Annotated in this window: 22 protein-coding genes and 1 pseudogene; 9 read left to right on the top strand and 14 right to left on the bottom strand. The window is 68.3% G+C overall.

Features of this window, described 5'->3' with window-relative positions:
* Nucleotides 1-29: 29 nt before the first annotated feature.
* Entirely contained in the window at nucleotides 30-1,457 is a 1,428-nt protein-coding gene (locus SOM61_RS00680) for an ATP-binding protein (RefSeq protein WP_320472655.1), read from the top strand.
* Nucleotides 1,458-1,485: 28 nt separating this feature from the next.
* Here the strand turns inward: SOM61_RS00680 and SOM61_RS00675 are convergent, their stop codons facing one another.
* The 8 genes and pseudogenes from SOM61_RS00675 to SOM61_RS00640 all read right to left on the bottom strand — a co-directional run bounded on the left by SOM61_RS00675 (nucleotide 1,486) and on the right by SOM61_RS00640 (nucleotide 7,031).
* A complete protein-coding gene (locus SOM61_RS00675; RefSeq protein WP_320472285.1) occupies nucleotides 1,486-2,517 on the bottom strand; it encodes an SAM-dependent methyltransferase in 1,032 nt (343 codons plus the stop codon).
* A 2-nt stretch (nucleotides 2,518-2,519) separates the two neighbouring features.
* Nucleotides 2,520-3,488 carry a phytanoyl-CoA dioxygenase family protein gene (locus tag SOM61_RS00670; protein WP_320472284.1) on the bottom strand — a complete coding sequence of 323 codons (969 nt, stop codon included), beginning with the start codon at nucleotides 3,486-3,488 and terminating at the stop codon, nucleotides 2,520-2,522.
* Between the two features lie 142 nt (nucleotides 3,489-3,630).
* Nucleotides 3,631-4,551 carry a polyphosphate kinase 2 gene (gene ppk2, locus SOM61_RS00665; protein ID WP_320472283.1) on the bottom strand — a complete coding sequence of 307 codons (921 nt, stop codon included), beginning with the start codon at nucleotides 4,549-4,551 and terminating at the stop codon, nucleotides 3,631-3,633.
* 93 nt (nucleotides 4,552-4,644) lie between these two features.
* A complete protein-coding gene (locus tag SOM61_RS00660; RefSeq protein ID WP_320472659.1) occupies nucleotides 4,645-4,923 on the bottom strand; it encodes a hypothetical protein in 279 nt (92 codons plus the stop codon).
* A gap of 10 nt (nucleotides 4,924-4,933) precedes the next feature.
* Nucleotides 4,934-5,248 (bottom strand): annotated as a pseudogene (locus SOM61_RS00655) (cation:proton antiporter domain-containing protein); the annotation flags it as partial.
* Nucleotides 5,245-5,772: a nuclear transport factor 2 family protein gene (locus tag SOM61_RS00650; RefSeq protein WP_320472282.1), complete on the bottom strand. Its 528-nt coding sequence runs from the start codon at nucleotides 5,770-5,772 to the stop codon at nucleotides 5,245-5,247. The gene SOM61_RS00650 and the pseudogene SOM61_RS00655, both read right to left, overlap by 4 nt.
* Before the next feature lie 3 nt (nucleotides 5,773-5,775).
* Complete coding sequence (locus SOM61_RS00645) at nucleotides 5,776-6,588, bottom strand: SDR family oxidoreductase (RefSeq protein WP_320472281.1); 813 nt, start codon at nucleotides 6,586-6,588, stop codon at nucleotides 5,776-5,778.
* A gap of 38 nt (nucleotides 6,589-6,626) precedes the next feature.
* Nucleotides 6,627-7,031, bottom strand: a complete 405-nt coding sequence (locus SOM61_RS00640; protein WP_320472280.1) for a GlcG/HbpS family heme-binding protein — start codon at nucleotides 7,029-7,031, stop codon at nucleotides 6,627-6,629.
* Nucleotides 7,032-7,247: 216 nt separating this feature from the next.
* Here SOM61_RS00640 and SOM61_RS00635 point away from each other — a divergent pair, with 216 nt between their 5' ends.
* From SOM61_RS00635 to htpX, 4 genes are all read left to right on the top strand, one after another.
* Nucleotides 7,248-8,141 carry an AraC family transcriptional regulator gene (locus tag SOM61_RS00635; protein ID WP_320472279.1) on the top strand — a complete coding sequence of 298 codons (894 nt, stop codon included), beginning with the start codon at nucleotides 7,248-7,250 and terminating at the stop codon, nucleotides 8,139-8,141.
* A gap of 45 nt (nucleotides 8,142-8,186) precedes the next feature.
* A complete protein-coding gene (locus SOM61_RS00630) occupies nucleotides 8,187-8,570 on the top strand; it encodes a hypothetical protein (protein ID WP_320472278.1) in 384 nt (127 codons plus the stop codon).
* Between the two features lie 134 nt (nucleotides 8,571-8,704).
* The gene (locus tag SOM61_RS00625) at nucleotides 8,705-10,288 is read left to right on the top strand and encodes a TerC family protein (protein WP_320472277.1); all 1,584 of its coding nucleotides are present in this window, start codon (nucleotides 8,705-8,707) and stop codon (nucleotides 10,286-10,288) included.
* Nucleotides 10,289-10,327: 39 nt separating this feature from the next.
* On the top strand, nucleotides 10,328-11,203 hold the full coding sequence (gene htpX, locus SOM61_RS00620; protein ID WP_320472276.1) for a protease HtpX: 876 nt from the start codon (nucleotides 10,328-10,330) through the stop codon (nucleotides 11,201-11,203).
* A 4-nt stretch (nucleotides 11,204-11,207) separates the two neighbouring features.
* Here htpX and SOM61_RS00615 read toward each other — a convergent pair whose 3' ends face one another.
* The 5 genes from SOM61_RS00615 to SOM61_RS00595 all read right to left on the bottom strand — a co-directional run bounded on the left by SOM61_RS00615 (nucleotide 11,208) and on the right by SOM61_RS00595 (nucleotide 16,315).
* On the bottom strand, nucleotides 11,208-11,819 hold the full coding sequence (locus tag SOM61_RS00615) for a TadE/TadG family type IV pilus assembly protein (protein ID WP_320472275.1): 612 nt from the start codon (nucleotides 11,817-11,819) through the stop codon (nucleotides 11,208-11,210).
* 13 nt (nucleotides 11,820-11,832) lie between these two features.
* Nucleotides 11,833-12,309: a TadE/TadG family type IV pilus assembly protein gene (locus SOM61_RS00610; protein ID WP_320472274.1), complete on the bottom strand. Its 477-nt coding sequence runs from the start codon at nucleotides 12,307-12,309 to the stop codon at nucleotides 11,833-11,835.
* Entirely contained in the window at nucleotides 12,306-13,820 is a 1,515-nt protein-coding gene (locus tag SOM61_RS00605) for a pilus assembly protein TadG-related protein (protein WP_320472273.1), read from the bottom strand. Before SOM61_RS00605 ends, SOM61_RS00610 begins: the two co-directional genes overlap by 4 nt.
* A gap of 72 nt (nucleotides 13,821-13,892) precedes the next feature.
* A complete protein-coding gene (locus SOM61_RS00600) occupies nucleotides 13,893-14,939 on the bottom strand; it encodes an Lnb N-terminal periplasmic domain-containing protein (RefSeq protein ID WP_320472272.1) in 1,047 nt (348 codons plus the stop codon).
* Nucleotides 14,936-16,315, bottom strand: coding sequence for a nucleobase:cation symporter-2 family protein (locus SOM61_RS00595; RefSeq protein ID WP_320472271.1), 1,380 nt, complete (start codon nucleotides 16,313-16,315; stop codon nucleotides 14,936-14,938). Before SOM61_RS00595 ends, SOM61_RS00600 begins: the two co-directional genes overlap by 4 nt.
* Nucleotides 16,316-16,381: 66 nt before the next feature.
* Here SOM61_RS00595 and SOM61_RS00590 point away from each other — a divergent pair, with 66 nt between their 5' ends.
* On the top strand, nucleotides 16,382-17,773 hold the full coding sequence (locus SOM61_RS00590; protein ID WP_320472270.1) for an MBL fold metallo-hydrolase: 1,392 nt from the start codon (nucleotides 16,382-16,384) through the stop codon (nucleotides 17,771-17,773).
* Here the strand turns inward: SOM61_RS00590 and SOM61_RS00585 are convergent.
* The gene (locus tag SOM61_RS00585) at nucleotides 17,767-18,471 is read right to left on the bottom strand and encodes a lipid-binding SYLF domain-containing protein (RefSeq protein ID WP_320472269.1); all 705 of its coding nucleotides are present in this window, start codon (nucleotides 18,469-18,471) and stop codon (nucleotides 17,767-17,769) included. The genes SOM61_RS00590 and SOM61_RS00585 overlap by 7 nt on opposite strands.
* 215 nt (nucleotides 18,472-18,686) lie before the next feature.
* On the opposite strand from SOM61_RS00585, the gene SOM61_RS00580 reads away from it, so the two are divergent.
* From SOM61_RS00580 to SOM61_RS00570, 3 genes are read left to right on the top strand one after another with little or no spacing between them, the layout of a single operon-like run.
* Nucleotides 18,687-19,559 (top strand): hypothetical protein, encoded by an 873-nt coding sequence (locus SOM61_RS00580; RefSeq protein WP_320472268.1) that lies wholly within the window; start codon nucleotides 18,687-18,689, stop codon nucleotides 19,557-19,559.
* A gap of 24 nt (nucleotides 19,560-19,583) precedes the next feature.
* Nucleotides 19,584-20,528: an HAD family hydrolase gene (locus SOM61_RS00575; protein ID WP_320472267.1), complete on the top strand. Its 945-nt coding sequence runs from the start codon at nucleotides 19,584-19,586 to the stop codon at nucleotides 20,526-20,528.
* Nucleotides 20,525-23,023, top strand: coding sequence for an autotransporter (locus SOM61_RS00570; RefSeq protein ID WP_320472266.1), 2,499 nt, complete (start codon nucleotides 20,525-20,527; stop codon nucleotides 23,021-23,023). The genes SOM61_RS00575 and SOM61_RS00570 overlap by 4 nt, the downstream gene beginning before the upstream one ends.
* Nucleotides 23,024-23,039 lie beyond the last annotated feature (16 nt).

Genomic DNA, 23,039 nt, shown 5'->3' with positions numbered 1-23,039 from the left:
TGGTGCCGGCCTCGCTGCTGGGACGCCTGATGCTGGTGATGGCGGCGGGCCTGCTCGTCACGCAGATCGCGGCCAGCGCGATCTGGGCCAGCCAGCTGCGCTACAAGTCGCAGGTGGAGACGCAGTCGGCCTCCAAGTATGTGGCGCACAGCGCGGCCGGCGCGATCCGCTTCTTTCGCAGCCTGCCGCCGGCCTATCGTGCGCTCATCATCCAGCAGCTGCGCGAGATGGGCGGCACGCGCTTCTTCGTCAACCTGAACCACGCCTACGTGCCGGTCGAGCGGATCGCGCCGCATCCACTGGCCGACAAGGCGCTCGACGTGGTTGCCGCCACGCTCAAGGCCGACCTGCCGAATTCGCCGGGCTTCCGGCTTGCCTTCGCCTGGCCCGACCGGCTGGTGGTGGCCGAGCACGACGTGCGCCTGGAAGACCTGCCCAACGCCTGGGTCCAGCACGTGCTGCTGCTGCAGCCCGATCCGGCGCCGATCCTGGTGATCCAGACCGAGATCGAACCGGGCAACTGGCTGTACATGGCGGCGCTGATGCCCAACCCCTACTTCCTGAGCGGCAGCGACCCGTTCAGCTGGGACCGGTTGATGCCGCAGGCGCTGTCGCTGGCCGTGGTGCTGCTGCTTTGCCTGCTGGTGGTGCGCTCGATCACACGGCCGCTGGCGGCGCTATCCGACGCCGCCGCCGCTGTCGGCCAGGGCCACGACGACGCCACACCGCCTTTGCCCGAAACCGGCAGCCGCGAGTTCGTCAACACGGCGCGCGCCTTCGGCGCCATGCGCGAGCGCATTGCCCGCTACATCGAGGACCGCGAGCGCCTGTTCATCTCGATCTCGCACGACCTGCGCACGCCGATCACGCGCCTCAAGTTGCGCGCCGAACTGCTCGACGACGACGCCTTGCGCAACGATTTCGAGGAAGACCTGGATGAACTGGACATGATGGTCAAGGGCGCGCTGCAGTGCGTGAAGGACAGCGACATCCACGAGAATCCGGCCGATATTCGGCTCGACGCGCTGCTGGGGCGGATGGTCAAGAGCGCGCAGCTGGCCGGCCACGAGGTGGGCTACCAGCCGTCCGGCATCACGGTGCGCGGCAAGCCGCTGGCGCTCAAGCGCGCGCTGGGCAACCTGCTCGACAATGCCCTGTACTACGGCGCCCGCGCGGGGATCGCGGTGCGCCAGGAAGCGGACAGTGTGGTGGTCGAGGTGCGCGACCACGGCCCTGGGGTGCCCGAAGATGCGCTGGCCAGCCTGTTCGATCCCTATGTGCGGCTGGCCCATGGGCGCGACAGCAACGATGGCGGCATGGGCCTGGGCCTGGGCATCGCACGCGGCATCGTCGAGGCGCACGGAGGCCGGCTGGAATTGCGCAACCATCCCGAAGGCGGCCTGGTGGCGCAGGTAAGGCTGCCGGCGCGCAGGCCGGTCGCCATTTCCGCCGAATGACAGTGCCGGCTACCGCACATCGGCGCCGTCAGCCCGGCAGCACGGCGTAGTCGAGGCCCGGGTCGGCGCCCAGGCGGTAGTGGAAGCGCAGCTTCTGGCCGGCGGCGAACAGCGGCTTGCCCGGCAGGTAGCGCGGTGTGTTCAGGCTGCAGTCGCCCTCGGTCAGGCCAATGCCGTCGAAGACCGTGATGTCCGTGAGCAGGCGCAGCGTAGTGTGCGGCGCGATGTCGGCCGGAATGGTGAACGTGGCCGCGGGCAGCGCGCCGTCCACTTCGGCGTCCCAGGCCGTCGCCGCGGCCGCGTCCAGCGCGAACACCTGCCCCAGGCGGACGGTATCGCGCCAGGCGGTGGTCGCGTCCGGGCGTTCGCTCAGCGCGCAGTCGACCCGCACCGAGGCCGGCACCATCAATGCGCCCGGGGCCTGGGCAAGCAGGTTGCGGGCGATCGCCACCTGCGGTTCGCGCTTCAAGGCCGCGCTCATGGTCTCGCTGACGATCACGTCCGGCAGGGCGGCCGGGTCGAGCAGGATCGTCGCGGCGTCGGCCTGGATCCAGGACGTCACGCCCGCATCCAGGCCAAGGGCCGCCACCAGCCTGCGCGCCGGCGCCAGCGCGTCGGCATGGATGTCGAGCATGGTGAACGTCGCCCGCTCCGTCGGCCACAGCGCCAGCAGGGGAAGCAGCAGGAAAGCGAACGGTCCGCAGCCGGCGTACAGCACCCGCACCGGACGGCCCTCGCAGCGCCTTGCCGCCTGTTCCATGGCCCGCGACGCGCCCTGGATGAAGGCGGCGCTGCGCAACACTTCGTGCGCGCACTGGGCGGCCGAGAGCGGCGACACCGCCAGTCCGGACGGCAGCCAGCTCTCGCCGTCGCAGATATTGGGTTGCTCCGATCTCTCCATGGTGGACAGGCGTTCGGCGAGCCGGCGCAGGTCCTGGACCGGCCCGATGGCCGCGTGCAGGTCGGTACCGGTGGCCAGGATGGCGCGGGCAATCGCGCGCAGGCGCGCAAGCTCGTTCATGCCGGCGTCGGCTCGCTCCTTGTTCGTCGTGTCGTTCATGGTCAGATCCACTGTGCTTGATGGTCGATGGTGTCGGGCAGGTAGGTCAGGTATTGCACCATGCGCGGCAGCCGGCCGCGATTGGGCGTGGCGCAATGGGGCAGGGCCTGGTGCCACAGGATGAAGTCGCCAGCCTGGCCCGGCACCGGGATCGGCTCCAGGTCGCGCAGCGCCCAGTCGCGCGGATGAACCCCCGTCGGCACCTGCGCCAGCCAGCCCGGCAGGCGCTCGTGGAAACCGGGAACGCAGTGGAAGGCGCCATCGAGCGGTCCGCAATCGCCGAGGTACAGCAATCCCTGCAGCCGGAACGGCATCGGCAGGGACAGGCTTGCATCCCAGTGCAAGGGGCTGCCCTGGAAGCGCGAGCCGCCGTCCTCGGGCGGATTGAAGCTGACCTTGTCGATGGACGGATAGATCGCGCTGCTGCCATACAGCTGTTCGCAGACCCGCCGCACCAGCGGCGCGGCGCGGTTGGCGGCCAGCGCCGGGTGGTCGTAGAAGTCGAGCATCATGCCGCGCTTGCCGGGATGCTCGCGATACCAGGAGCAGGGATCGTCGGCACTGGCGCCGAGGAAGTCCCAGATTGCCTGGCACGCCGCCCCGCACTGCGCGCGCGGGACGACGCCCGGCAGTACGAGATAGCCATGGCGTTCCCAGAACTCCCACTGCACCGCCGAAAGCGCGGCGTTATCCACGCAAGCCGTCGGATCCGGGGCAGCCGGCTGCGAGCGGCCGTGTTCCAGCAGCCAGGCCTGGAACGCCTCGCGGCCCGGGCGCCCGTGATACAGGAACTGCAGCGCGGTCTCGATCGAGATGCCGCGCCGGTACAAGGCCCGCACCTGACGTTGCCAGTCTGGTCCACTGGCCGGGCCGCGCATGCCGACGCTGTGCTGCCGCAACGCTTCGAGCACGGCATCGTCGTCATCCAGCCGCGTAGGGAGAGGTATCTCAGAGTCTTCTTGCAAGGTCATCGGTCAAGTCCAGGAGGCCGGCGTGATGGGATCGCCACGCGGCAAGCCGAACTGAAGCTTAGCAAAAAGAACAGTTCCTGGACAGAAATTCGTCGCTCTGCTTCTCTGACCGACCCAAGGCCGGCTACGCGCCGGCCTTGGGCTAGAACACCTCGGGCACGATGATCTCGGGCGGCACCGGCCGCCGCACATAATCGTCGTGGTATTCACGTTCCGGCAGCGCGATCACCGGCCGCTCGACCTCGACATAGGGCATCTGCTGCAGCAGGTGATGGATGCAGTTCAGGCGCGCACGCTTCTTGTCCACCCCTTGCACCACCCACCAGCGCGCCTCGGGAATATGGGTCCGCTCGAGCATGATTTCCTTGGCCCGGGTGTATTCTTCCCAGCGCCGGCGCGATTCCAGGTCCATCGGGCTCAGTTTCCACTGCTTGAGCGGATCGTGGATGCGGCTCAGGAAGCGCGCGTTCTGCTCCTCGTCCGAGATCGAGAACCAGTACTTGATCAGCTGGATGCCCGAGCGCACCAGCATCCGCTCGAACTCCGGCACTGTCTGGAAGAATTCCTCGTACTGGTCGTCGGTGCAGAAGCCCATCACGCGCTCGACGCCGGCGCGGTTGTACCAGCTGCGGTCGAACAGCACGATCTCGCCCGCTGCCGGCAGGTGCGAGACGTAGCGCTGGAAGTACCACTGGGTGCGCTCGCGGTTGTTCGGCGCCGGCAGCGCCGCCACCCTGCACACGCGTGGATTGAGGCGCTGGGCGATGCGCTTGATGACGCCGCCCTTGCCGGCGGCGTCGCGGCCTTCGAACAGGATCACGACCTTGTGGCCGGTGTGCACGACCCAGTCCTGCAGCTTGACCAGCTCGGCCTGCAGGCGGAACAGCTCATGGAAATACTGGCGACGGGCTTCCTTCTCCTGCTCGCTGCGGGTAGGCGAGGGCAGCAGCGTTTCGGGATCGAGGTCGCGGTCGTCGAGCTCCATTTCGAGTTCTTCGTCGTAGCTGTCGGTGAGGTCGCGCTGCACGCGGTGGGAAAGGTCGGTAGCCTGCACGGTGGACATAGTGTCATCCTTTGAAAAAAGAAATCCGCCGAGTGCAGCGTCGACGGATGAACGACCGTTTCGTGTACAACCGCACCGGGAAACCGTCCCAGTCTAGCGCCGGGACGTGTCACCCGTATGACAAGGCGCAGCGTTCAAGGTGCCATGGGTGCCGTTGCCAGCCGCACCATGTGTTAAATGGACCTTGAAGCTGAGCGGCTCCAGGTCGAAGATCGCCTGGGTGCTGTTCTCGATGATCGACAGCGAGTAGCCGTTCTCGAGCAGCTGCTGGCTGGCGATCTGGCCGTAACGGCCGAAGCCGATCAGCAGCACGTTGGCCGACAGGTCCGACGGCTGCGTCACCGACGCGGTCGATGGCGTCCACTTCGGCATGAAGGCGTCGTACAGCCTGGGCGAAGCCCAGGCCGAAGATCTCGCCGCGCATCGTCCACAGCCGCGATGGCTGCATCTCCAGGCCGATCACGAACAGGAACATCACCACGCCCAGCTCGGCGACGTGCAGAATGGCCTGGGGATCGGCGATGACCTGCAGGCCGAATGGCCCGACGATCATGACGGCAGCCGGGTAACCGGTCACCGAACCCAGTCGCAGGCGCTTGAACAGCGGGACCGCCAGCACGGCCGCACCGAGCAGCACCAGGATCGGCAGCAGCTCGACCGGCGCCGCCTGGGTGTGGCCGGCGTCAGGGGCGCTCATGGCGGCGGGTTGGCGGGCTTGACCCGCGTCCAGAGCTCATTGAACTCGATGGCGTCGAAGAAGGCCCACACCCGCAGCGCCCGCCCGGCGCGCATCTCCATGATCCAGGTGTAGGTGTTGACATAGGGCTTGCCGTCGAGCGCGGTGCCCTGGGCGTCGAAGAACACGATCACCGTGTCGCCGTCCGCGTACAACTGGCGCACGGTGGGGCACAGCGGCTTGGCCATTCGCGCATTGAAGGGGTGGATCACCTCGTGCATGAAGGCGGCCTTGTCGGGATAGGTGCGCGAGGCCAGCGAGCGCCCCACGATGGTCCACTGCGCGTCGTCGGCCAGCAGGGCGAACGGTACGCCTGTGCCCTCGGCCCAGGCCTGGAAGGCGGCGCGCACGCTTTCCCTGTTGGCCGATTCAGTCTCTGTCTTCATGGCGGGGCTGGCATCGCTGGCATCGGTGGCCCGCAGCGGGCAGGGCGTGCCGGCAGCCATCAGCAGGGCCGCCAGGCACAGCTTGTGGAATGTGGACATGGCCTAGATCGTGTTGTCCCAGGCGGCCAGCTGGTGCTGCTTGAGCATGTCCTCGATTACCTTGGGCATCACGTTGCGGAACTTGCCGCTGTCGGCCGGGACGATCTCGATCATCCGGTCGATCATCTCTTTCGGGTCCATCTTGCCTTCCGGCGTGGCGAAGAAGTCGTCGAAGCCCTTGCGCAGCTGGGTGCGGCTGGTGAGATGCTTGCGCTCGTCGAGCCAGCGGAAGGGATTGTCCGCCATGGTTTCGTTGTAGCCGGTGTAATAGGCGCCGGGGTTGATGGTCTGGATCCGGATCCCGTAGGCGGCCAGCTCTTGCTGCAGCGCTTCGGCGATGGCTTCCAGCGCATGCTTGGTGGAGACATAGGTGCCCCAGTTGGCTGGCGTGAACAGGCCGCCCATCGACGAGGTAAACACGACTTTCTTGCCCTGTGACTGTCCGCCGTCGATCCACTTTCGCACCACGCGCTGGGTGAGCGTGAGCGGCAGGAATACGTTCACCTCGTAGTTCTTGCGCACCAGGTCGACCGGGATTTCCCAGACCGGCCCGGCCTCGCCCATGCCGGCATTGTTCCACAGGACGTCATAGTCCCATGTCAGCGCCTGGTCGATGTCGTAGGGGTCCGTCAGGTCGAGGCGTTCGACCCGGATGCGGTCGGCCAGGCCCAGCTCCTGCATCTGCTCGCGCAAGGCCGTCACCTGCGACGACACGTGTACGGTGGCAATAATGTTGTGGCCGTTCTTCGCCATGCCGATGGCGGCGCCGCGGCCGAAACCGACGGCGGCGCCGGTGATGAGGATAGTCTTGGACATGTGAATACTCCTGATTGTTGGAGAAATGAAGGAAGGGTTCAGGCTGCGTAGGCAGCGGCGCCGGCGCGGGCGATCTCCAGGTCCTGGGATACCGCGCCGCCCGAGACGCCGACCGCGCCAATGACGGCGCCGTCGCCGGACCTGAACGAGATCCCGCCGGCGAAGGTCATGAGCCCGCCATTGCTGAGCTCGAGACCGGGCGCCGGCGCGCCGGGCTTGCAGTACTCCCAGACGTCTTCGCTATTGCATCCGAACAGGGCCGCGGTCCTGGCCTTGCCCAGGGCGATGTCGATCGATCCCAGCGGGGCGCCATCCATGCGCTGGAAGGCCTTCAGGTGGCAGCCGCCGTCGATGACCGCGATCACGGCGGGTACGCCCAGGGCCTGGGCCCTCGACTGCGCCGCCTCGATCATTGCTTGCGCCTGCTGGCTAGTGATAAGCATGTGCATCCTCCCTCGTCGAGCGTCACGGATCGGGTGCTCGCGGCTGCCACCAACGGCAGGTAGCGAGATATGGCCGAGGGCAGGGTATCGCCTGGCTTGGCCAATGGCCCGCTGAAGCTGCCAGCACCTGATACCGATTATCTTTAAAACATGGTTCGCGGCGTGGTAAGTTATTGCCAAGTTTTGGTATTTACTTGCCATCAGTGGGGGGCAATCGTGCATGCTTCGTCTGTGCCGGATAACCTGCTGCTGGCCACCTCGGTCGCGTCCAGCCAGGGCCGTCCCTGGAGCGGCGTCGGCATCAACGTCTACGAGTGGACAGCGGCGGGGAGCGTCGGCTCCGGCGTGCTCGACCAGGACGTGATCGGGATGCGCATCTCGGGCGCCGTGCGCCTGACCCAGGTGCGTGACGGCAAGACCCATAGCGCCATGATCGGTCCCGGCAATATCGGCGTCCATCCGCGCGGCATGCCGTCCGAATGGGCCTGGGACGGACCCGGCGCGATCATGTTGATGCGGGTGCCGCCGGCGCTGCTGCAGCAGGCGGCCGAGACGGCGCTGCGCGGCGCGCTGCCCCGGACCGAGCTGGCCAACTGTTTTTCGGCCCGCGATCCTTTCGTCGAGCGCATCGTGGCGCTGTTCCTGGCCGAGATCGAGCGCGCGCCGCATCCGGCCCAGGCTTATGTGAGCCAGGCCTTGTCGAGCGCGCTGGCGTTGCACCTGGTGCACCGCTTTAACTGCCAGTTGGCGCCTTTGGCGCCGAGCCCGCGCGGCCTGAACCCGCGCAGCCTGCAGCGGGTGAAGGACTTCATCGACGCCCATTTGGGCGAAGAGATCGACTTGCAGATGCTGGCAAACGTCGCCAACGTCAGCCGCTTTCATTTCGCGCGGCTGTTCCGGCGCAGCACCGGCGCCAGCGCCATCGCCTGGCTGGAGCAGGCGCGCATACGGCGTGCGCAGGAGCTGATCCGGCAGGGCCGGCTGCCGCTGGTGCAGGTGGCGGCGCTGGTGGGTTACGCCGACCAGAGTTATTTCACGCGGCGCTTCCGGCTGGCGGTGGGGGTGACGCCGGCCAGGTATGCGCGCTTGTGCGCGGCGGGGCGGAGCTAGGTGAACGCATGTTATACTGGCGCCGTTCCGACTCTCGCATCGTATATGAGACGATTTTTCGTCATCTGCCTGATCCTGCTGCTCCCCCTGAATATGTTTGCCCTGGCCATGGCCGCATCCGCGATGCAGCCGACCGGCGCGACGGAACACGTCACACCTTCCGAAGTCCTCATTCACACGGCAGCGCTCGAAACGGATGCGGCCGTCCCCCTGTTCGCCGATGCCTACTTGTCGGGCGGTTACGATTGCCAGGCCGGCTGTGAGATCGATCCCGACGAGCCGCCAGCCGGCGCCGACGTCCACGATTCCGTGTATGAAGACCTCGGCCTGCAGCTGTACGGCTTGCCGGGAGGCGCGATCGCGCCGCCGGCGCCGCCACGCGCCAATCACTCCTCGTTTCCACCGCTAAAACCCCCGCGCATGGCCTGAGGGCCTGCTTCGCCGCCTGCGCGGCGCCCCTGGCCGATCACGATCCCTGCATGGATGACGCACGTCGCTTCGACTGCTGCGCCGTGTCCGCGATCGGCCGCGACACACATTTAGCAAAATAACGAGGTAATCCAATGGAATGGCTATTCGACCCGGCAATCTGGGCGGGTCTGCTCACACTCGTTGTCCTGGAAATCGTCCTGGGCATCGACAACCTGATCTTCATCGCGATCCTGGCCGACAAGCTGCCGCCGCACCAGCGCGACAAGGCGCGCCTGATCGGCCTGACCCTGGCCATGCTGATGCGCCTGGGCCTGTTGACCATCGTGTCCTGGCTGGTGACGCTGACCACGCCGCTGTTCGCGCTGGGGCCGTGGTCGCCCTCGGGGCGCGACCTGATCCTGCTGCTGGGCGGCGTATTCCTGCTGTTCAAGGCCACCGTCGAGCTGCACGAACGCCTGGAAGGCGTGACCCAAGTCCAGACCCAATCGAGGGTGTATGCCAGCTTCGGCGCCGTGATCGTGCAGATCGTGGTGCTGGACGCGGTGTTCTCGCTCGACGCCGTGATCACCGCGGTCGGCATGGTCGACGAACTGGGCGTCATGATGGCGGCCGTGATCATCTCGATCGGCGTCATGATCGTCGCATCCAAGCCGCTGACGCGCTTCGTCAACGCGCACCCGACCGTGGTCGTGCTGTGCCTCTCCTTCCTGCTGATGATCGGCCTGTCGCTGGTGGCCGAGGGCCTGGGCTTCCATATCCCGAAAGGCTATCTGTACGCGGCGATCGGCTTCTCGATCCTGATCGAGGCCCTGAACCAGTTCGCGCGCCGCAACTTCCTCAAGAACGAGGAGCGCCTGCCGCTGCGCGATCGCACCGCCGACACCGTGCTGCGCCTGATGGGCGGCAAGCGTCGCCAGGATGCCGAGCCGGACGCGCAGGATGCGCAGACCGAAGAGCCACAAGCCTTCGGCGTCGAGGAACGCAATATGGTCAGCGGGGTGCTGACCCTGGCCGACCGCTCGATCCGCTCGATCATGACGCCGCGCTCCGAGATGTCCTGGGTGAACCTCGACGACGAGCCCGACGACATCCTGCGCCAGCTGCAGGAGTCGCCACACAGCCGGATGCCGGTCGGCCGCGGCCAGCTCGACAACCTGGTCGGCATCGCCCGCACCAAGGACCTGATCAGCCAGCTGGTGCTGCAGGCGCGCATCGACGACGGCGTCGTCGACGGCAATGGCCTCAATGGTCCAATAAGGAAGCCAATCCTGCTGCCCGATACCGCCGGCGTGCTCAAGGCGATGGACACGCTCAAGCGCGCCCATGGACAGCTGGTGCTGGTGACCGACGAATTCGGCATCGTCCAGGGCCTCTTGACTCCGGTCGACATCCTGGAGGCGATCGCCGGTGAGTTCCCCGACGAGGACGAGCAGCTGGCGATCCAGCCCAGGGGCCCCGGCGAGTGGGAAGTCATCGGCACGGCCGACCTGCACCAGCTGGAGCAGGTGCTGGAGACCGAGGGCCTGGTGAGCATCGACGATGACTACACCTCGCTGGCCGGCTTCCTGCTGGCGCGCTTCGAGAGCATGCCGGAGCCGGGCCAGGAGATCGAGATCGACGGCCTGCGCTATCGCATCCTGAGCGTGGAGGAGCGCCGCATCGCCAAGGTGCTAATCCAGCGCATCGTCGCCGACGATGCCGAGCAGGCCGCCTGAACCCGTTTTTTATACCGCAACCGTACCAAGAAGGACATCATGAAACGTACTCTTTTGTTTATCGCGACTAACCTGGGCATCATGCTGGTGCTGGGCATTACCGCCAGCCTGCTGGGCGTGAACCGCTTCCTCACTTCGAACGGCCTGGATCTCACCAAGCTGCTGATGTTCGCCGGCCTGATGGGCTTTGGCGGCGCCTTCATCTCGCTGCTGCTGTCGAAACCGATCGCCAAGTGGTCGACCAAGGCCCGCGTGATCCAGCAGCCGTCCAATTCGACCGAACAGTGGCTGCTGAACACGGTTGCGGCCCAGGCCCAGCGCGCCGGCATCGGCATGCCCGAAGTGGCGATCTACGACGGCGAACCCAATGCCTTCGCCACCGGCGCCACCAGGAACTCGTCGCTGGTCGCGGTGTCGACCGGCCTGCTGCAGTCGATGACCGAGCAGGAAGTCGAAGCCGTGCTGGCCCACGAGGTGGCCCACATCGCCAACGGCGACATGGTCACGCTGACCCTGATCCAGGGTGTGGTCAACACCTTCGTGATCTTCCTGGCGCGCATCGTCGGCTACTTCGTGGACGGCATGCTGCGCAAGAACGACCAGGAAAACAGCGGCCCCGGCATCGGCTACATGGTCACCGTGATCGTGTGCGAGATCGTGTTCGGCATCCTGGCCAGCATCATCGTGGCCTGGTTCTCGCGCCAGCGCGAGTTCCGCGCCGACCGCGGCGCCGCCAACATCATGGGCCAGCCGCAGCCGATGATCGCGGCCTTGCGCCGCCTGGGCGGCATGGCCGAAGGCGAACTGCCGAAGAATATGAGCGCCTTCGGCATCTCGGGCAAGGGCGGCGCGATGGCGCTGTTCTCGAGCCATCCTCCGATCGAGGAACGCATCGCCGCCCTGCAGGCGCGCTGACCGCTCAGGGACAGGGGCAGGGCGATTCGCCCGGCTGGTAGCCGAACGATTCCACCGGCACGATCGTGGTCGACCTGTGCAGCGGCACGTGCAGGTCGACCAGCGGCAGCATCATGCGCGAGCGCACCAGCGGACACTCGCCGGCGCCATCGGCGCCCGTGCCACAGATGCGAACCTGGACGAAGCGGATGCAGTCGGCCGCGTTCGGATTGGCCATGCACAGCTGCCGGTTGCGTGCGGCGGAGTTCGGGATGGAGCCCGATGCGACCGGCGCCAGGCTCAGTTCACCGTCGTCAGGGTCGCGGATCAGGGCCAGGTAGTCGATCTTCAGGTGGGCATCCGATACCGGCGGGGCGAGCGGCAGTTCGCCGGGGCTGGTGCGAAACATCGCCGCGTACTTGATGCGGGCGATGCCTGCGGTGTCGGTCGGGTACACGTGGGCCGCGCTGGAAGCGGCGCGGCGCGTCACCTCCTGCAGGGTGCCGTAGACGTAGAGCATGCGCGCCACTTCGATGATCCCGAACACGGTCAGGAAGAACAGCGCCGCCAGCAGCGCGAATTCGACGGCGGCGGTGCCGCGCTGGCGGCGCTGCGGGCGAGGCGGATGGCGTGACAACGGGCCGCGTTGGTTATTTGCCGACATAGGGCTCTATCACCACGACATCGATCGGCAGGCCCCACGGCCCGAGGTAGGTATTGAAGATGGGGTCGTGCATGTAGAAGAACAGCCCGACCTCGACCGTGCTCGGCACCGTGCCGCCCCTGAATCCGCACACCCGGGAGTCGCACTGCACGTCGGCATCGGCCAGTTCCTCGCCGGGCGCCAGGTCGCCCAGCTCCCGTTTCGCGATCTCGACCGCCACCGTGGCCGCCCGGGCGGCAAGGACGCGCGAGCGCATTTCGACGGCCGGCACCGTGGCCATGTAGCGCGCGGCATCCTGCGCCGCCTTTTGCGCGACGGTGTAGTGCCACATGAAGCGGGCGCACAGGATCAGCGGCGCCAGTGCGATGGCCAGGCATGGCAGCAGGACGGCGAATTCGACGGCTGCCGCGCCGCGCTGGCGGCGGCCGTTGGGATTCCTGCGCCAGGGAAGTCTCAGGTTCATGGATAGAGCTCCACTGCGCCGGGAATCGATTGTTCGGACGCCGCTCCGGCGAATTCGGCGATGAGGGTGTCGCTAGTGGCCGGCACGGTCATGAAGAATTTACCGACGCCGAGAACGGTAGCCGGGACGTTGGCGCCGGACGGCGGCGCCCCCTGGCACGACAGCAGCGGCACATACAGCACCCGCCGCAGCGGCGTTGCAAAGTCGCGGTGCGTGGCGCTCGGCGAAGCGACGGTGGGCGGGTCCATCGTGTTGATCGGATTGTAGGGACTGTTCTGGCCTGTGCCGGGATAGTTGCTGGAGCTGATATCGCTCCGGTACAGCTTGGGCCAGTCGCCAGTACTGAACGGCGTGTAACCGCTCGCCGGTTCGGGCTCGCCTGGGGTGTAGGACGAAAACCGGACCGCCTTGGCATACGACCAGAGCGGCCCGAAGGATCCGCCGTTGAGGCCTGGCGCCGTGCTGCCCATGCCGGGAATGTCGGCCACGGTCTCGAGCCGGCCGCGTTCGGTGGTGATCTTCGCAGCCGGAAGGCCGATAGCCGGCGACATCCATGGCGCGCCGCCCGCGCTCTCGTAGGTGTAGGCCCGGATGTTGGTGTCCGGCGGCGCGCCGGCAGGGAAGCACAGGCCCCGGCCAAAGTCGTCGAAGCGGGCATTGAGCTGGGTGACCAGTCCGATCAGTGGCGCCGCCGATGCCAGCGACGACACTCGGATCGGGCCGCCCGTCAGGCGCGGCATCCAGAGGTTGGAGGCGCATACGAAGGGGCCCAGGATTCCCGGGTTGAACGAGGTGCTCGGCATGCCCGGCGGGATGACCGGATTGATCATGTAGCGCGCCGCAGTGTTGCCGCGCGGGTTGAGCTGCATCAGGTCGTAGCTGACGCCGCGCCGGAAGCCGTATTCGATCAGCTCGCTATTGCTCAGGCCGGTATTGATGCGCTCGCCGGCGCGGGTTTCCGACATGGCGCAGATGGCGAGCGGCACGGCATGGATGCCGGCGCGTCCGGCGATCGCCGTGTCGGCCACTTCAACCGTGGCCAGGCCGTCCGAGAGGACGCGCATGAAGAGGGTGCTGACGCTGGCGGATAGCGCGCCGATCGCCGCGGTGTCCACCCGCGCGTAGAAGAAACCGGAGGCGTCACCGACACTGTCCGCCCCGACCCAGGTGCCGCCGCGTGCCGGCGTGGTGGAGAAGCTGAGGGCGGCATCGTCCCAGGCGACCGCAGCGCCGTAGCGGTAGGTGAAGCGCTGGGCGGCTTCGCGCGCCCGGGTCCTGGCGGTGGCGATGCCGCTGCTCCTGCCGTTGAGTTCCTTGGCCGCGGCCAGCGCGGCGGCCTTGGCGATGCCGCTCAGCTCCACTTTGCGGTTGTAGACCATGCCCATGTCCATCGCGAGGCCGGCGAAGGCCACCACCAGCACCAGCAGCGGCACGAACATGATGGCGAAGGCGCCGTCCTGGGCGGCCGGTCGAGGCGGGCGTTGCCACGGCGGATGTCGACCCGATACCATTGCGTTTCCTTATCGATTCCTGGCAGCGTTGCAGGAGCAAATCGAACCTGAGTCGATTCTATCGAGGAGGGGTCAGTGCCTATTGATCTTCAACAGTTGATCGGGGACAGCTGGTGCGGCAATGCCCGGCACGCCGGCCCGGATCGCTTGCGAAAAGTTGTGCGCATTGGTATCGGAAGCTTGCGCGCGCGCATTGATGTGGCCACGCTCGCGCAAGACCGCGTAGGGCAGGCCCGGGGTGAGGGCGCCCTGGTCGTAGGCGTACTCGGCGAAGTGTCCGGACGCCAGTAGCCGATAATCGAGCGGCAGGGCGGGATCGATCTGGCGCGCCAGCTGGAACAGGATCGTGGTGCAGTTGCTGGTCAGGGTATTGTAGAACTCCGGATGGCGCTGCAGCTGCTCGGCGCGCGCCAGGTAGTCCAGCAGCACCGAACGCAGCTGCTCGGGTGTCGCCCGCAGCCGGTACAGATAGACTTGCTCGCCGCGCGCATTGCTGCGCGTGCGGATCAGGTCGCGTTCGTCGGACGCGACGATCACCTGCTCGAACTTGCGGAAGAACCCGCCGATGGCGGAAAATTCCTCGTCACGCTCCTTGCGGATCTCGAGCGAGAACACCAGTCGTTGGCCGTCGCTGAAGCCGAACGACACCAGCGTGTGGGCGATGTGCGGCCCCATCCAGTAGGACAGGACCAGGTCGGCCGACTCGAGCCGGGACAGGTCGTAGCGCCGGGTTTCCCAGCGCGGTGTGTAGTCGGTCTCGGTGCGCCACTCGAAGGCGCGCACATTGCGCAATTCCAGGCGGTCGCCGTCGACCGTCGACTCCAGCAGGCGCGCGACGTCGTCGGCCCAAGGCCGATCGTGCGACGGCGCGAGCGACTGCCACCATCCCAGCATCGCGAGCGCTGCCAGCGCGCCGGCCAGCAGCAGCCGGCGCTCGTGCAGCCAGCCCGGTGGGCGCGCCAGGACCAGCGCCACGGCCAGTCCGAGCAGGGTCCAGGCGCCGCCGATGGCCAGCGCAAGCGCCGGCGCCAGCTGGAACCACAGCGCCAGTGCGCCCCACGCCGTCACCGCCACGACCGGCAGCGCCAGCAAGCCCCTGGCCAGCCGCGTCCAGTTCATTGCGATTCTCTCGGGCCCGCCGCCTGTTCGGGCAGGAACCAGTTCAGCAGCAGCGCGCACAGGCCGCCGGTGGCGACGCCCGATTCGAGCACGTTGCGCACCGGGGCCGGCATATGGGCCAGGAATTCAGGCACCTGGGACACGCCCAGGCCCAGCGCCAGCGATACCGCGATCACCAGCAGCGCGCGGCGGTCGAGCGTGACGCTGGCCAGGATATTGATGCCGGCCGCGGCGACGGCGCCGAACATGACCATGGCGGCGCCGCCCAGCACCGGTTCCGGCACCGCCTGGATCACGCCGGCCACCGCTGGGAACAGGCCAAGGATCACCAGGAACAGGGCGATCCACATGCCGACGTGGCGGCTGGCGATGCCGGTCAGCTGGATCACGCCGTTGTTCTGCGCGAAGATCGAGCTGGGGAAGGTGTTGAAGATGCCGGCCAGCAGGGAATTGGCGCCGTTGACCAGCACGCCGCCCTTGATGCGCTGCATCCACAGCGGTCCCTCGACCGGCTGGCGCGAGACCTTGCTGGTGGCGGTTACGTCGCCGATCGCTTCCAGCGAGGTGACCAGGTAGATCACGATCATCGGGACGAACAGCGACCACGAGAAGCCCAGGCCGAAATGCAGGGGCGTGGGCACCTGGAACAGCGGCGCATCGTGCATGCCGCTGAAGTCCAGGCGGCCCATCCAGCCGGCCAGCGCATAGCCGACGGCCAGCGCGATCACGATGGCGGCGCTGCGCATCCACACCACCGGCACCCGGTTCAGGATCACGATGATGGCCAGCACCACGCCGGAGAGCAGCAGGTTCTCGCCGTTGGCGAAGCTGCCATTGGCCATGGCCGCGTAGCCGCCGCCCATGCTGATCAGGCCGACCTTGATCAGGGTGAGGCCGATCATCAGCACCACGATGCCCGTGACCAGTGGCGTGATCAGGCGTTTGACGAAGGGCAGCACGCGTGAGACGCCCATCTCGATGAAGGAGCCGGCCACCACGACGCCGAAGATCGCCGCCATCACCGCCTCCACCGGCGTGCCCTGCTTGACCATCAGGGCGCCGCCGGCGATCAGCGGGCCGACGAAGTTGAAGCTGGTGCCCTGCACGATCAGGAGGCCCGCGCCGAACGGCCCGAAGCGGCGGCATTGCACGAAGGTGGCGATGCCGGAGACGACCAGCGACATCGAGACGATCAGGTTGGTGTCGCGGCTGGATACCCCCAGCGCCTGGCAGATCAGCAGGCCCGGCGTGACGATGGGGACGATGATGGCCAGCAGGTGCTGCAGGGCGGCCAGCATGCCGGGCAGGGGCGGTGGGCGGTCATCGAGTCCGAGGATCAGTTCCGAGTGAGTCTGCTGGGAGTGCGATGTCGACATGGGATGCGGCCGGGCAAAGACGCGATTCTACAGCCAGACGGCCGCGGCAGGCCGCCGGCGTGTAGAATGCCGCCTTTCACGGGGAGGGCGCTGTACATGAAGGAGTTCACGGCGGAGTTGACGATATCGAGGATCCTGCATGCGGGGTATGTCTTCGAATGCGGGGGCTGCCGTATCGCCTTCGATACCATCTTCGAGAATCCCTTCAGCCGCAACTGCCACGCCTTCCCCGACGTGCGCTTCGACCTGGATGCGATCCGGCGCCAGCGCTTCGACGCCGTCTTCATCTCGCACTTCCACGACGATCACTGCTCGCTCGAGAGCCTGGACCTGCTGGAACGCGCCACGCCAATCTACCTGTATTGCCAGTTCGAGGCGCTGTTCGACATGCTGCGCCAGCTGGGGTTCACGAACGTCCATGCGCTGGCGCTGGATCGGGCGGTCGAGGTGGGACCGTTCACGGTCATCCCGCGCGAGGCGATGGATATCGACGTCGATTCGATGTTCCAGGTGCGCGCGGCCGGCATGAATGTGCTGAACGTGGTCGACTCCTGGATCGACGACGGCACGCTGGCCAAGCTGGTCGCGCAGGGGCCGTGGGACATGGTGCTGTGGCCGTTCCAGACCATGCGCGAGCTCGAGGTGCTGGCGCCGTCGCGCCACGCCGCGGCGCCGCCCGGCCTGCCGGAAGAGTGGATCGCCCAGCTGCAGGCGCTGGCGCCGCGCTACGTCGTGCCGAGCTCCTGCCAGTTCGTGCATGAGCCGTGGTCCTGGTATAACCGCGCCTTTTTCCCGATCTCGTACGCGCGCTTCGGGCAGGAAGTGGGAGCGGCCTTGCCGGAGGCGCAGGTGGTGCGCCTGAACCCCTCGGTATCGATGCGGCTCGACGCCGCCGGCCTGCACCCGGCGCCGCCGTTGGACTGGGTCATTCCGGTGGGCGAGCAGGACGTCGACTACCCTTATGCGGGCAATGCGGCGCCGCCGCCCACGGGCGAGATCGCCCGCCATTTCGCGCCGCTGGGCGCGCGCGAACAGGCGCGTGTGGACGAGTACTGCCGCCAGGGGCTGGTGGCGAAGTATGGCGACACCGATGCCGGATCGGCCTATTTCGACCAGCCCCGCATCTGGCGCCTGTCGGTGTTCGACCATGCAGGCCAGGCCGGCCACTATCATTACCGTCTCGACGGCGACAGCGCGGTGCTGGTGGACGGCGCGGCAGGCCCGCTCGGCTGGAGCACCGAGATCCCGGCCGCCAAGCTGTACGCGGCGCTGGCGCTGGGCGAATCGCTGACCTCGATGTATATGCGCATCAATGACGGCCGCTTCGAGCCGGATGCCGAGCGCGAACTGCAAGAGGCCGACGTGGTGGACGACCCCTTGATCCGCTGCCTGTTCGGCGATACATTCGGCGCCTACCAGGCGGCCCAGCTGCGCCGCCTGCTGGCGCGCCCCTACTGATCGCCAGCGTCGCCGTTGACCGCGCTCGACGCCACCCGCGCCAGCGTCTGGCCGTGGGGATTGGTCACGCTGCGCGTGACCAGGATGTCCACCGGCGTCGCCCCCGCGCCGTAATAGGCGTGGTTGCGGCCGTCGTCGACCGAGATCACGGTGCCATCCAGATTCAGGCCGCCATACAGGCCCTTCGAACGCGTGTACACCACCATGTCGGCATTGAGCGGCGCACCGGTGCCGGCGCCGACGGGGCCAGCGGCGACGCTCACGTCGGCGCCCAGCTTGAACGTGGTCGACAGCAGTGAATTGAGACCCTTCTCGGTCATGATCAGGGCCACCATTTCTGACGCCTGGGCGCCGGCCTGCAGCCCGATTGAGCCGGCCGCGATGCGATAGAAGGCCGGCCCGGCCCAGGCCTCGCCCTTGCGCGCGATGAGAACCGCCGAGCCGCCCGAGCCGCCCACGATGAAGCCGGCCTGCACGATCTCGGGACTGATCAGCACCGCCTTGGCGTGGCCGACGTGCTCGCGGAACCAGCTCATGTCAGGATCGCGCACGAAGTTGTGCAGGGTGGCCTGGGCGGCGTCGACCCGGGCCTGGGTCTCGTCCCGGGTGGGCTGGCCGGCGCAGGCGGCCAGCGCCAGCGCGGCGCCCAGGATGGTTGGCATCAGCACGCGTCTCGTGTTGCCTGGTTGTGCCTTCATGGTGACCTCATGGGGAAGTGGATGGGGGCGGGCCGGTTCAGCCGTCGCCGCGGCCTGTCACAGCCTAACGCCGCCCTCGACGCCGGCGCTATTGGACTTTCGTCCAACCCGGCCATTCCTTGGGACCATGGTCCAATGCCGCCTCACGGGCGGTGCGGCTACCATCGATGGACGGTCGGCGCGTTGGTGGCCGGGCCTTGGGTGGGGAGACGACTATGGACTTGCTGCACGAACTGGTGGCGCTGGCCCTGCACGCGAGCCTGCTGCTGCTGGCGCTGAGCATCGGCCTGGACATCGCCAGGGGCGACGGCCTGTACGTGCTGCGCCGTCCGCGCCTGCTGCTGCGCGCCCTGTTGGCGCTGGTGGTCGTGGTGCCGCTGGTCGCGGCGTTGCTGGTGGCGCTGCTGCCGCTGAAGGAATCGGTCGAGATCGCGATCGTGCTGATGGCGGTGTCGCCACTGCCGCCGGTGGCGCTGCCCAGGGAAATCCGGTCTGGCGGGCGCAAGCCCTACGCTTATGGCCTGCTGGTGGCGATCGGCGTGCTGTCGATCGTGACGGTGCCGGCGGCGGTGGCGATCCTGGCATGGCTGTTCAACGCCCATGCCGTGGTGGCGCCGCTGGCGGTGTCGCCGCTGGCAGTGGCGCAGCTGGTGTTCGTCTCGCTGTTCGTGCCGCTGGGGCTGGGCCTGGGCCTGCGCGCGCTGGCGCCCGGGCCGGCCGCGCACGCCGCGCCGGTGGTCAGCAAGGTCGCGGTCGGCTTGCTGGCGCTGGCCTGCCTGCCGGTGCTGGTGACCGCGGCGCCCGAGCTGGCGCGCCTGGTCGGCGACGGCACGGTGCTGGTGATCCTGGCCGTGGTGCTGGCGGGGCTGGTGGCCGGCCACCTGCTGGGCGGTCCGGAACCGCACGACCGGGTCGCGCTGGCGCTGTCGAGTGCGACGCGCCATCCCGGCATCGCGATGCTGGTCGCCAGCGCCAATTCGATGGGCTCGGAGGTGCGGGCGACGGTCCTGCTGTTCGTCATCGTCGGCCTGCTGGCGGCCGTTCCCTACCAGCTTTGGCTGCGGCGCCACGCGCTGGTGCCGCAGTGAAAAGACGTCAATGAGGAGACGCCAATGACACCGGTGCTGCCATCCTGGACCGACGGTCCCGCGCGCGACGAGATCATCGCCTTCGTGCGGCGGGTGACGGACGAAGAGTCGAGCGCCCATGTGCCGCCGTCCGGCCGGATTGCCGTGTTCGACAACGACGGCACGTTGTGGTGCGAGAAGCCCGGCCCGATCCAGGCCGAGTTCCTGTTCCGCCAGCTCGCGCGCATGGCCGAACGCGAGCCAAAGCTGGCCGAGCGCCAGCCGTGGAAGGCGGTGATGGCGCGCGACTATGCGTGGCTGGGCGCCGCCATCGAGCAGCGCTACCGGGGCGACGACACTGCCCTGCATGCGATGGTCGATGGCCTGTTGCAGTGCTATGTGGGCCTCAGCACCGACGACTTCGCGCGCGCGGCCGCCGATTTCCTGCGCGCCGGGCGCCATCCGCAACTGGGACGACCCTATCTGGAGTGCACCTATGCGCCGATGACCGAGCTGTTGCACTATCTGGCGGGGCACGGCTTCACGAACTGCATCGCCAGCGGCGGCACGCGCGACTTCATGCGCACGGTGACCGAGGAGGTGTACGGAATCCCGCCCGAGAACGTGGTTGGCAGCTCGGTCGCGCTCGAGTACCGCGAGGACGTGGGCGACATCGTCCATACCGCCGCGGTCGAGGTGTTCGACGATGGGCCGATGAAGCCGGTGCGCATCTGGAGCCGGCTGGGACGGCGGCCGATCTTCGCCGCCGGCAACGCCAATGGGGACATCCAGATGCTCGATTACTGCGCGCGCGGAACCGGCGCGTCGATGTGCCTGCTGATCCACCACGACGACGCCGAGCGCGAATATGCCTATACCGGTGGCGCCGAGGAAGCCCTGCTGCGGGCGGCCCGCGATGGCTGGATCGTGGCCGGCATGGCCGGCGCGTGGCGCACCGTGTTCGCGCCAGCCGCGGGAGCACTGCAATGAGGCCCGGCTCGATGCTTGCGCTGGCGGTGGTGCTGGCAGCCGGTGTGTCGTGCGCGGCGCAGGAGCCGCAGGAAAGCCTGCCGGAAAACCCGCAGGCGGCCGTACAGGCGGGCCAGGATGCCGCGCCACCGGAAGTCGCGCCCTGGCCGCGCCAGGTGCGCGCCGGCGCCACCACCCTGACCATGTACCAGCCCCAGCTCGACGCCTGGGACGGCGCGCGGTTGCAGGCGCGCGCCGCGGTCGGGGCCAGCGGCGGCGAACCGCCGCGCACCCGCTATGGCGTCGTCACGCTCGAGGCCGAGACCCTGGTCGACAAGGGCACCCGCAGCGTGACCCTGGCCCAGGCGCGCATCGTGCAGTCCGAGTTTCCCTCCGCCTCCGCCGCCGAGAAGGGCGCCTGGGAGGCGGCGATCCGCGCCGAGCTCGCAGGCCGTTCGCGCACCATCGAACTTGACCGCCTGGAGGCGGACCTGCAGGTGCTCGGCGCCGGGCGCGCGGGCGCGCAGCAGGCGCTGCGCAATACGCCGCCGCGCTTCGTCTTTTCCACCGTGCCGGCGCTCCTGGTGAGCATCGACGGCGCGCCGGTCTACCGCCGCCTGGCCGAGGCGCCGCTCGAGCGCGTGATCAATACCCGGCCGCTGCTGCTGCGCGATGCGCGCGGCGTGCACTACCTCAAGATCTTCGACGGCTGGATGAGCGCGCCGGCGCTGGACGGCCGATGGAGCGTGCTGGCCGCGCCCGGCGCCGACCTCGAGCGGGCCTGGCGCCAGGTGTCGGACGCGCACCTGGCCGACCCGCTCACCGGCCAGGCGGGGCCGGACGATCCGCCGCCGCGCCTGGCCGCCGGGGCGCCGGCGATTCATGTCGCCACCACGCCGACCGAGCTGGTGGTGACCGACGGCGCCCCGCGCTACGTCTCGATCGCCGGCACCCGCCTGCTGTATGTCGACAACACCACCGGCAATATGTTCAAGTCGACAAGCGACAACCGCAGCTATGTGCTGGCCTCGGGCCGCTGGTTCCGCGCCGCTGACGAGGGCGGACCCTGGGAGTACGTGGCGCCGTCCGCGCTGCCGCCCGATTTCGCGGCGATTCCGGACGATAGCGCCAAGGAGAACGTCAAGTCCTCGGTGGCCGGCACGGCCCAGGCGCGCGAGGCGGCGATCGCGGCCGTCATTCCACAGACGGCGACGGTGCAGGTCGCGCAGACCACCTTGCCGGCGCCGGTGTTCGACGGTGCGCCCCAGTTCAGAGCGATCGCCGGCACCTCGTTGCGCTACATCGTCAATACCGCCACCACCATCATCGAGGCCGGGCCGGCCAGCTACTACGCGGTGCAGGACGGCGTCTGGTTCAGCGCCAGCAGGCCTGCCGGCCCGTACCGGGTGGCCACCGGCGTGCCGGCCGAGATCTATGCGATCCCGCCCGAGTCGCCGCTGTACTTCGTGACGGCGGTGCGCATCTACGGCGTCGAGGACGGCAGCGTGACGGTCGGCTACACCCCGGCCTACCAGGGCACCCTGATCGATCCCGGCAGCGGCGTCGTGGTCTACGGCACTGGGTACGCCTACCAGCCCTGGATGGGCAGCTACTGGTATGGCACGCCCGTCACCTATGGCTATGGCGCGTCGGTGGCCTACACGCCCTGGACCGGCTGGGCGGTGGCTTTCGGCCTGGGCTGGGCCTGGGGCGCGGCCACCTCGTCCTGCGGCTGGGGCTGGGGCGCCTATCCCTACTGGGGCGCGTGGGCGGCGCCGGCATGGGGCGCCGCCTATGGCGCGCGCGGCGGCGCCGTCGCCTGGGGTGCGCGTGGCTGGGCCGGCTATACGGGCAATATCTATTCGCAGTGGGGCAATCGCGCCAGCGTGGGGCGCGCCGCGGGCGGCTTCGATGCCTGGAGCGGCAATGCCTGGGCCAGCAGGGTCGGCTCGTCGTATAACTCGCGCACCGGCGTGGCGTCCGCCGGCCAGCGCAGCGCGGTGCGCAATGTGTACACCGGCGAGTTCGCGTCCGGCGCACGCGGCGTGGCCCAGGGGCCGCGCGGCGCGGTGGCCGTCGGCGGACGCGGGATCGCGGCCGACCCCGCACGCGGCGTCGCGGCCGCCGGCCGGCGCGGCGTGTTTGCCGATCCGGTCAGCGGCAGGGCGGTGCAGGGCGCAAGCGGCGTGGTCGTCGACCGCGCCAGCGGCCAGGCCGAACGGGTGGCCGGAGCGCGCGGCGCCGGGGGCGGCGCGGTGGCGCGGGTCGGCAACGATGTGTATGCCGGGCGCGATGGCCAGGTGTACCGCAATGCTGGCGCCGGCTGGGAGCGGCACGGCGCCCAGGGCTGGAGCGCCGCCGGCGACAGGCAGGGCGCCGCGACGATGCGCCAGCGGCTCGACGGCGACCGCGGCGCGCGCCAGCTCGGCGAGATGCGCACCCATAACTTCGACCGCTCGGCGATGAACCTGCAGCGCAATTTCGGCGGCCATCGTGGCGGCTTCCGGCGGCGCTAGCCGATTTTCATGCGAT

It is taken from the genome of Massilia sp. CFBP9012 (assembly GCF_034045115.1).
GTDB lineage: Bacteria > Pseudomonadota > Gammaproteobacteria > Burkholderiales > Burkholderiaceae_D > Telluria.
The sequence above is the reverse complement of the archived record's forward strand: the minus strand, read 5'-3'. Positions and strand labels throughout refer to the sequence as shown.

Excerpts from the sequence above, each read along its gene's own strand:
- SOM61_RS00680 (WP_320472655.1), top strand. The coding sequence starts at position 30 with ATGCTGGTGATGGCGGCGGGCCTGCTCGTCACGCAGATCGCGGCCAGC.
- SOM61_RS00675 (WP_320472285.1), bottom strand. The coding sequence starts at position 2,517 with ATGAACGACACGACGAACAAGGAGCGAGCCGACGCCGGCATGAACGAG.
- SOM61_RS00670 (WP_320472284.1), bottom strand. The coding sequence starts at position 3,488 with ATGACCTTGCAAGAAGACTCTGAGATACCTCTCCCTACGCGGCTGGAT.
- ppk2 (WP_320472283.1), bottom strand. The coding sequence starts at position 4,551 with ATGTCCACCGTGCAGGCTACCGACCTTTCCCACCGCGTGCAGCGCGAC.
- SOM61_RS00660 (WP_320472659.1), bottom strand. The coding sequence starts at position 4,923 with ATGCCGAAGTGGACGCCATCGACCGCGTCGGTGACGCAGCCGTCGGAC.
- SOM61_RS00650 (WP_320472282.1), bottom strand. The coding sequence starts at position 5,772 with ATGTCCACATTCCACAAGCTGTGCCTGGCGGCCCTGCTGATGGCTGCC.
- SOM61_RS00645 (WP_320472281.1), bottom strand. The coding sequence starts at position 6,588 with ATGTCCAAGACTATCCTCATCACCGGCGCCGCCGTCGGTTTCGGCCGC.
- SOM61_RS00640 (WP_320472280.1), bottom strand. The coding sequence starts at position 7,031 with ATGCTTATCACTAGCCAGCAGGCGCAAGCAATGATCGAGGCGGCGCAG.
- SOM61_RS00630 (WP_320472278.1), top strand. The coding sequence starts at position 8,187 with ATGAGACGATTTTTCGTCATCTGCCTGATCCTGCTGCTCCCCCTGAAT.
- SOM61_RS00625 (WP_320472277.1), top strand. The coding sequence starts at position 8,705 with ATGGAATGGCTATTCGACCCGGCAATCTGGGCGGGTCTGCTCACACTC.
- htpX (WP_320472276.1), top strand. The coding sequence starts at position 10,328 with ATGAAACGTACTCTTTTGTTTATCGCGACTAACCTGGGCATCATGCTG.
- SOM61_RS00610 (WP_320472274.1), bottom strand. The coding sequence starts at position 12,309 with ATGAACCTGAGACTTCCCTGGCGCAGGAATCCCAACGGCCGCCGCCAG.
- SOM61_RS00605 (WP_320472273.1), bottom strand. The coding sequence starts at position 13,820 with ATGGTATCGGGTCGACATCCGCCGTGGCAACGCCCGCCTCGACCGGCC.
- SOM61_RS00600 (WP_320472272.1), bottom strand. The coding sequence starts at position 14,939 with ATGAACTGGACGCGGCTGGCCAGGGGCTTGCTGGCGCTGCCGGTCGTG.
- SOM61_RS00595 (WP_320472271.1), bottom strand. The coding sequence starts at position 16,315 with ATGTCGACATCGCACTCCCAGCAGACTCACTCGGAACTGATCCTCGGA.
- SOM61_RS00590 (WP_320472270.1), top strand. The coding sequence starts at position 16,382 with ATGCCGCCTTTCACGGGGAGGGCGCTGTACATGAAGGAGTTCACGGCG.
- SOM61_RS00585 (WP_320472269.1), bottom strand. The coding sequence starts at position 18,471 with ATGAAGGCACAACCAGGCAACACGAGACGCGTGCTGATGCCAACCATC.
- SOM61_RS00580 (WP_320472268.1), top strand. The coding sequence starts at position 18,687 with ATGGACTTGCTGCACGAACTGGTGGCGCTGGCCCTGCACGCGAGCCTG.
- SOM61_RS00575 (WP_320472267.1), top strand. The coding sequence starts at position 19,584 with ATGACACCGGTGCTGCCATCCTGGACCGACGGTCCCGCGCGCGACGAG.
- SOM61_RS00570 (WP_320472266.1), top strand. The coding sequence starts at position 20,525 with ATGAGGCCCGGCTCGATGCTTGCGCTGGCGGTGGTGCTGGCAGCCGGT.